Annotated in this window: 5 protein-coding genes; all 5 read right to left on the bottom strand. The window is 74.2% G+C overall.

Going from position 1 to position 7,832, the window contains the following annotated elements; genetic code table 11:
* Positions 1-143 precede the first annotated feature (143 nt).
* Entirely contained in the window at positions 144-1,571 is a 1,428-nt protein-coding gene (gene murD, locus EBN88_RS26900) for a UDP-N-acetylmuramoyl-L-alanine--D-glutamate ligase (protein WP_122399646.1), read from the bottom strand.
* A complete protein-coding gene (mraY, locus tag EBN88_RS26895; protein ID WP_122399645.1) occupies positions 1,568-2,632 on the bottom strand; it encodes a phospho-N-acetylmuramoyl-pentapeptide-transferase in 1,065 nt (354 codons plus the stop codon). Before mraY ends, murD begins: the two co-directional genes overlap by 4 nt.
* Positions 2,629-4,047, bottom strand: a complete 1,419-nt coding sequence (locus EBN88_RS26890) for a UDP-N-acetylmuramoyl-tripeptide--D-alanyl-D-alanine ligase (RefSeq protein ID WP_122399644.1) — start codon at positions 4,045-4,047, stop codon at positions 2,629-2,631. The genes mraY and EBN88_RS26890 overlap by 4 nt, the downstream gene beginning before the upstream one ends.
* 1 nt (position 4,048) lies before the next feature.
* Positions 4,049-5,656 carry a UDP-N-acetylmuramoyl-L-alanyl-D-glutamate--2,6-diaminopimelate ligase gene (locus EBN88_RS26885; RefSeq protein WP_233581011.1) on the bottom strand — a complete coding sequence of 536 codons (1,608 nt, stop codon included), beginning with the start codon at positions 5,654-5,656 and terminating at the stop codon, positions 4,049-4,051.
* 254 nt (positions 5,657-5,910) lie between these two features.
* A partial coding sequence (locus EBN88_RS26880) for a peptidoglycan D,D-transpeptidase FtsI family protein (RefSeq protein ID WP_407703467.1) occupies positions 5,911-7,832 on the bottom strand: 1,922 nt, incomplete at its 5' end.

Below are 7,832 nucleotides of genomic sequence, written 5' to 3'. Positions count from 1 at the left end.
CGCGCCGGCGCGCACCATGGCGCCCACCGTGCCCGCGCCGGCCGTCGCCCGGGGCATCTCGGTCCCCGGGCCCCGCGCCCCTCGCGCCCTTCTCACCTGGACCCCTCCTCCAGCCGCGACGGCGGTCGCGGGCCGCCGGTGGGCTACTGCTCGTTCTCGTCTCGCTCCGTCGCCAGGCGCCGCACCGCCTCGGCGAACGCCTCGCCGCGCACGGTGTAGTTGGTGAACATGTCCATTGACGCACAGGCCGGCGCCAACAGGACGGTGTCCCCGGGGCCGGCCAGGCGGGCCGCCTCGCGCACCGCCGCCGCCATCGCCCCAGTGTCGGTCCGTTCGAGGTCGACGACCGGCACATCCGGCGCGTGTCGCGCCAACGCCTCGGCGATCAGCGCCCGGTCACGGCCGATCAGCACCACCCCGCGCAGCCGGTCGGCGGCGGCGGCGACCAGCTCGTCGAACGTGGCGCCCTTGGCCAGCCCGCCGGCCAGCCAGACCACGGAGGGGTAGGCGCCCAGCGAGGCGGCGGCGGCATGGGTGTTGGTGGCCTTGGAGTCGTCCACGTACTGCACGCCCGCCACCCGCGCCACGGTGGAGATGCGGTGCGGGTCGGGCGTGAAGGCGCGCAGCCCGGCGCGGACCGCGTCCGGGCGCACGCCGTAGGCGCGGGCCAGGGCGGCGGCGGCCAGGGCGTTGGCGACGTTGTGCGGGGCCGGCGGGTCCACGTCGGCGACCTGGCCCAGCTCCTCGGCCACCTCCCGGCTCTCGACGAAGGCGCGGTCCACCAACAGGCCCTCGACGACGCCGAGTTGCCCGGGGGCCGGCGGGCCGACGGTGAAGCCGACGGCCCGGCAGCCCTCGACCACGTCGGCGGCCCGCACCAGCCCCTCGGTGGCCGGGTCGGCCACGTTGTAGACGCAGGCGACCTCGTTGCCCTCGTAGATCCGGCCCTTGTCGGCGGCGTAGGCGGCCATCGAGCCGTGCCAGTCGAGGTGGTCGGGCGCGAGGTTGAGCACGGCGGCCGAGTGGGCCCGCACGGAGGGCGCCCAGTGCAGCTGGTAGCTGGAGAGTTCGACGGCGAGCACGTCGAGCGGGGGCTCGCTGAGGACCACGTCGAGCAGCGGGGTGCCGATGTTGCCGACGGCGGCGGTGCGCAGCCCGGCGGCGGTCAGGATCGACGCCAGCATCCCGGTCGTCGTGGTCTTGCCGTTGGTGCCGGTGACGGCGAGCCAGGGCGCGGCGTTCGGGCCGCGCAGCCGCCAGGCCAGCTCGACGTCGCCCCACACCTCGACGCCGGCCTCGGCGGCGGCCGCGAACAGCGGGTGGTCGGGCCGCCAGCCGGGCGAGGTGACGACCAGCTCGGTGCCCTTGGGCAGCGCGTCGGCCTCGCCGAGGCGGACCTCGACGCCGGCGGCGGTCAACCGCTCCGCCTGCTCCCGCTGCCGCTCGCCGCTGCCGGCGTCGACCAGGGTCACCTCGGCGCCCAGGTCCAGCAGCGCGCGGGCCGCGCTGCCGCCGCTGACACCCAGGCCGGCGACGGTGACCCGGCGGCCGACGAACCCGTTCCCGCTCACCAGTCAGTCACCCACGTTCCGTAGAAGATGCCGATGCCGACGATCACGCACATGCCCTGGATGATCCAGAACCTGACGACCACCAGCACCTCGCTCCAGCCCTTCAGCTCGAAGTGGTGCTGGAGCGGCGCCATCTTGAAGACGCGTCTGCCGGTGAGCTTGAACGAGCCGACCTGGATGACCACCGACATGGTGATCAGCACGAACAGGCCGCCGAGGACGGCCAGCAGCAGCTCGGTGCGGGAGACGATGGCCAGGCCGGCCAGGGCGCCGCCCAGGGCCAGGGAGCCGGTGTCGCCCATGAAGATCTTGGCGGGTGAGGTGTTCCACCACAGGAAGCCGAAGAGCGCGCCCATCAGGGCCGCCGCGACCACCGCGCCGTCCAGCGGGTCGCGCACCTCGTAACAGGTGACGCTGGCGGTCTCGAACTCCGCGCAGGTCTGCCCGTACTGCCAGACGCCGATGAAGACGTAGGCGCCGAAGACCATCACGGCGGCGCCGGTGGCCAGGCCGTCCAGACCGTCGGTGAGGTTCACGCCGTTGGACATGGCCAGGATCATGAACAGCGCCCACAGCACGAAGAGCACCGGGCCGATCGACCAGCCGAAGTCCTGGGTGAACGAGATGTGGGTGGAGGCCGGCGTCAGCTCGCGGGCGTCCGCGAAGTTCAGCGAGAGGATCGCGAAGGTGACGCCGACGATGAACTGGCCCAGCATCTTGGCGCCGGCCCGCAGGCCCAGGCTGCGCCGGCGGACGATCTTGATGTAGTCGTCGAGGAAGCCGACCAGGCCCATGCCGGCCATCAGGAAGAGCACCAACACGCCGGAGAAGCTCGGCGGTTGGCCGGTGAGCAGCTTGGTCGCGCCGTAGGCGATCAGGGTGGCCAGGATGAACGCGATGCCGCCCATGGTCGGCGTGCCGCGCTTGCTGTGGTGGTCGCGCGGCCCGTCGTCCCTGATGTACTGCCCGTAGCCCCGGCGGGCGAGGAGCTTGATCAGCAGCGGGGTGCCGATCAGGGTCAGGAAGAGCCCGATGGCTCCGGAGAAGAGGATCTGCCTCATCGGGCGGCGACCTCACCATCACCGTCGGCCGCGAGCGACAGGGCCACCTGCTCCAGGCCCACCGCCCTGGACGCCTTCACCAGGACCACGTCCCCCGGTCGCAACTGACCGCGCAGCAGCTCGACCGCTGCCTGTGCGTCGGACACACGCACCGACTCCTCACCCCACGAACCCTCGTTCTTCGCGCCCATGTCCAGCCAGGCGGCCTCCTGACCGCCCACGGACACAAGCCTGTTGACGTTGAGCCGGACGGCGAGCCGTCCGACGGCGTCGTGCTCGGCCAACGCGTCGTCGCCCAGCTCGGCCATCTCGCCGAGCACCGCCCATGTGCGTCCGCCCTCGGCGGCGCCCATGTGCACCAGCGTGCGCAGCGCGGCGCGCATGGAGTCGGGGTTGGCGTTGTAGGCGTCGTTGACGACCACCACGCCGTCCGCCCGCTTGGTGACCTCCATCCGCCACTTCGAGAGCGGTTCCGCTCCGGCCAGGGTTTCCGCGATGGCCGGGGTGGACATGCCTACCTCGTGCGCCACGGCCGCCGCGGCAAGCGCGTTCGACACATGGTGCTCACCGTACAGCCGCATCGTCACATCGGCGCACCCGGCCGGGGTTACGAGCGTGAACGCCGGGCGGCCCTCGGGGGTCAGGCGCGCGTTCTCGGCGCGGACGTGGGCCTCGGCGGACTCGCCGAAGAGCAGCACCCGGGCCCTGGTGCGCTCGCTCATCGCGCGCACCAGCGGGTCGTCGGCGTTGAGCACGGCGACGCCGCCCTCCTCGGCCGGCGGCAGCGCCTCCACCAACTCGCCTTTGGCCAGGGCGATCGTCTCCCGGCTGCCGAACTCGCCGAGGTGCGCGGTGCCGACGTTGAGGACCGCGCCGATCCGGGGCGGGGTCAGCTCGGTCAGCGCGCGGATGTGGCCGACGCCCCGCGCGCCCATCTCCAGCACCAGGTGACGGGTCGTCTCGTTCGCGCCGAGCACGGTCAGCGGCAGGCCGATCTCGTTGTTGTAGGAGCCCGGCGTCCAGACCGTGGGCCCGGTGGTGCGCAGCAGCTGGGCGATCAGGTCCTTGGTGCTGGTCTTGCCGGCGGAGCCGGTGAGCGCGACGACGTTGGGGCCGAGCGCGCGCACCGCGTGCGCGGCCAGCGCGCTGAGCGCGGCGACCACGTCGTCCACGACGACGGCCGGCACGCCGACGGGGCGGGCGGCGAGCACCAGCGCCGCGCCGTCGGCGACGGCGCGGGCGGCGAAGTCGTGCCCGTCCACGCGCTCGCCGGGCAGCGCGACGAAGAGCGATCCTGACTCGACCCGCCGGGAGTCGATGACCACGGGTCCCGTGACGCGCGGCGGCTCGGGAGGTATGTCGTGCGGCACTCCCCGCACGACCGTGGTGAGCTGGTCAACGGATAGGGGGATCACTTCAGCGGGCCTCGCCTGGCGTCGGTTGGTCGGTCGGGGGTTGGGCTCGGTCGTCGGGGCGCGTTCCGGCGCGGGCGCGGCGCTCGATGGCGGCGCGCAGCTCCACGCGGTCGTCGAACGGGCGGATCACGCCGGCGATGTCCTGGCCCTGCTCGTGTCCCTTGCCGGCGATCAGCACCGTGTCGCCCGGCTCGGCGCGGGCCACGGCGGCGGCGATGGCGGCGGCGCGGTCCTCCTCGACGAGGACGGTGCCGCGCTCGTGGACGGGGACCTCGGCGGCACCGGAGAGCATCGCGGCCAGGATGGCCAGCGGGTCCTCGGAGCGCGGGTTGTCGGAGGTGAGCACGGCGGTGTCGGCCAGCCGGGCCAGCGCGGCGCCCATCGCGGTGCGTTTGTGCGGGTCGCGGTCGCCGCCGCAGCCGAGCACCGCGTGCAGCCGCCCTTCGGTGACCTTGCGCAGCGCCTGGAGCACGGACTCGACGGCGGCCGGCTTGTGGGCGTAGTCCACCACGGCGAGGTAGGGCTGGCCGGCGCGCACCCGCTCCAGCCGGCCCGGCACCCCGGGCACCGCGCCCACGCCGCGCGCGGCGGTCGCCGGGTCGACGCCGGCGGCGTCCAGGGCGACGACGGCGGCCAGCGCGTTGGAGACGTTGAAAGGACCCGGCAGCGGCGCCTCGGCCCGCAGGGTGAGGCCGCCGGGGCCCAGCACGGTGAACGTGGAGCCCAGGGGCCCCAGTTCGACGTCGTCGGCGCGCCAGTCGGCGTCCGGGTGGCCCTCGGCCGAGTAGGTGGTCACCGGCACGCCGGCCTCGGCGACCAGCCGGCGGCCCCACTCGTCGTCGATGTTGACGACGGCGGCCCTGGACCTGGCCTTGGTGAACAGCTGTGCCTTGGCCCGGAAGTAGTCCTCCATGTCGAGGTGGAAGTCCAGGTGTTCCGGGCTGAGGTTGGTGAAGACGGCGACGTCGAAGACGCAGCCGTCGACGCGGCCCATGGTCAGCGCGTGGCTGGAGACCTCCATGGCCACCGAGCGGACCCCGCGTTCCCGCATCACGGCGAAGAGCGCCTGGAGGTCGGTGGCCTCCGGGGTGGTGTGCGTCGACTTCACCCGCTCGTCGCCGATACGGGTCTCCACGGTGCCGATCAGGCCGGTGGCCTCGCCGTCCTTGGCGGCCTCGCGGAGCCCGCCCTCGATCAGATAGGCCGTGGTGGTCTTGCCGGCCGTTCCGGTGACGCCGATCTGAAGCAGGTCGGCGCCCGGCTCGTGGTAGATCGCCGCCGCCAGCGCGCCGATGCGGGTGCGCGGGTCGGGCACGGTGATCACCGGCAGCCCGGTGGCGGCCGCGCGCTCGGCGCCGCCGGGGTCGGTGAGCACGGCGACCGCGCCCAGGCTCGCGGCCTGGGCGGCGAAGTCCGCGCCGTGGAAGCGCGCCCCCGGCAGCGCCGCGTAGAGGTCGCCGGGGAGCACCGCGCGCGAGTCGTGGGTGATGCCGGTGACCGGCGGGCCTTCGGGAACCTCGGCGCCCAGCGGCCCGGCCAGGGCGGCCAGCGGCACCGGCCGCAGCTGCCGGGGACGGGGGGCCGCCGGGGAGTGATCAGCTTGTGCCACGGCGGTGAGCGTACCGGGCGGGCCGGGGGTGGAGCGAAACGAGGTGGACCGGTCGGTGGTGGTTCTCACGTGCCTGTGCTCCGCTTTCTTCGGGGCGCTTTTCCTGGACTTCTCTGGGACTTTCCTGGGGGGCGTGCTGCTTCTGCCGGGGCGTTCCGCCTCTGCCGGGGGCGCCGCCGCGCTGGTCCGCCGTGGCGGCCCTCGCGGGGCGGCGGCTCGCCGGCCGCGTGGCGCGCCCCGGCGCTCCTCGTCCGCTACTCGTCCGGGTCGAAGGAGACGGGCAGCCCGCCGAACTCGGTTCCGGTGGGCGGCACCTGGAGCGCCGCCAGGGCGAACGCCATCACCTCGTTGAAGACCGGGCCGCACACCTCGCTGCCGGTGTAGGCGCCCTCGGTCGGGTTCTGCACCGCGCAGTAGACGGTGACCCGTGGCTGGTCGGCGGGGGCGAAGCCGGCGAACGAGGATGTGTAGCCGGAGTAGGCGCCGGTCTCGGGGTCCACCCGGTTGGAGGTGCCGGTCTTGCCGGCGACCCGGTAGCCGGGGATGCGGGCCGCCGAGCCGGTGCCGTCCTCGCTGGCGACGACGGTCTCCAGCATCTCGCCGAGCTGTTCGGCGGTCTCCTCGCTCACCACCCTGCTCCGCTCCGGCTCGGGCGCCGGCTCGAACTGGCCGTCGGGCCCGCGCCAGCCGCGCACCAGGCTCGGGGCGATCCGCTCGCCGCCGTTGGCGACCGTGGAGTAGACCGAGGCGGCCTGCACCGCGTTGATCGACAGGCCCTGGCCGAACGGGATCGTGTACTGCTGGGACGCGTTCCACTCGCCGGCCGGGGCGAGGATGCCGGCGGTCTCGCCGGGGAAGCCCAGGCCGGTGGGGCGGCCGAAGCCGAACGCGTCGAGGTAGGAGTGGAGCACCTCGTTGGCCTCGGGCTGGCTCTCGCCGAGCTGTTCGGCGGCCAGGATGGTGCCGATGTTGCTGGAGTGGGCGAGGACGCCGGCCAGGGTGAGGTAGAGCGTCTCGTGCTCCTCGTGGTCGGCGAAGCTCCGGTCCGCCCTGGGGAGGCGGTTGGGGACGGTGACATGGGTGCCGGGGGTGGCGGCCCGCTCCTCCAGCACGGCGGCCATGGTGACGAGCTTGCTGGTGGAGCCGGGCTCGAAGGCGTCCTGGAGGGCGGGGTTGCCGAGCAGTTCGGGGTCGGCCGAGGCGATGGCGTTGGGGTCGTAGCCGGGGGCGTTGGCCAGCGCCAGGATCTCGCCGGTGGTGGTGTCCTGGACCACCACATAGCCGCCGTCCGCGTCGGACGCCTCGACCTGCTCGCTGATGGCGTCCTGGGCGGCCCACTGGATGTCGCGGTCCAGGGTCAGCTCGACGTCCGAGCCGGGGACGGCGGGTTGCTCGCTCTCGCCGGCCGTCGGGACCCGGCGGCCGCCGGACTGGGCGTAGGTGATGGTGCCGTCCTCGCCGGCGAGCCGCTCGTCGAGCTGGGCCTCCAGGCCGCCCGCGCCCTGGCCCTCGCCGTTGACGAAGCCGAGCACGGCGGCGGCGAGGTCGCCGTTGGGGTAGACGCGCTTCTCGGTCTCGGTGGCGAAGACGCCGGAGAGCACCTGGTCGCCGGTGCCCTTGCTGGCCTGCTCGGCGAGGGTGCCGCGCAGGTCGCGGATCTGCCGCCAGGTCTGCGGGGTCTGCGCCCTGGCCAGCACCACATAGCGGGTCTCGGGGTCGTCCAACAGGTCGACCAGCTCCGCCTCGTCGCGGCCCAGGATCGGGGCGAGCAGCGCGGCGGCCTGCTCGGGGGCGTCGGCGACACCCGACTCCTCCTCGCTGAAGAGCAGCGGGTCGGCGGTGATGTCGTAGGCGTCGACGGTGGTGGCCAGCGCGGTGCCGGAACGGTCGGTGATGTCGCCGCGCTCGGCGGTCAGCGGCACCTGGACGTAGCGGTTGAGCGCGGCCTGCTCGGCGTAGGAGGCGGCGCCCACGGCCTGCACCTGGACGAGGCGGACCGCGAACACCAGCATCACCAGCGTCAGGCCGACGCCGACCAGGCGCAGTCGGGGGCGCGGGGTGGCCAGCCGCAGCGCGCTGGCGCGGTCGCGCTCCGGGCGTCCGCCGCGCGGGCGCGGGGGCCGGGGGGAAGTCATGGCGTCTCCGCTCCGCCGGGCGCCGTCCCGCCCGGCGCGCA

The organism is Streptomyces triticirhizae, from assembly GCF_003696235.1.
In the GTDB taxonomy this organism is placed as follows: Bacteria; Actinomycetota; Actinomycetes; order Streptomycetales; family Streptomycetaceae; genus Streptomyces; species Streptomyces triticirhizae.
Note: the sequence above shows the minus strand (reverse complement) of the source record. Positions and strands in the feature narration are given on the sequence as shown.

Coding starts and splice junctions, on each gene's coding strand:
- mraY (WP_122399645.1), bottom strand. CDS start 2,632: ATGAGGCAGATCCTCTTCTCCGGAGCCATCGGGCTCTTCCTGACCCTG.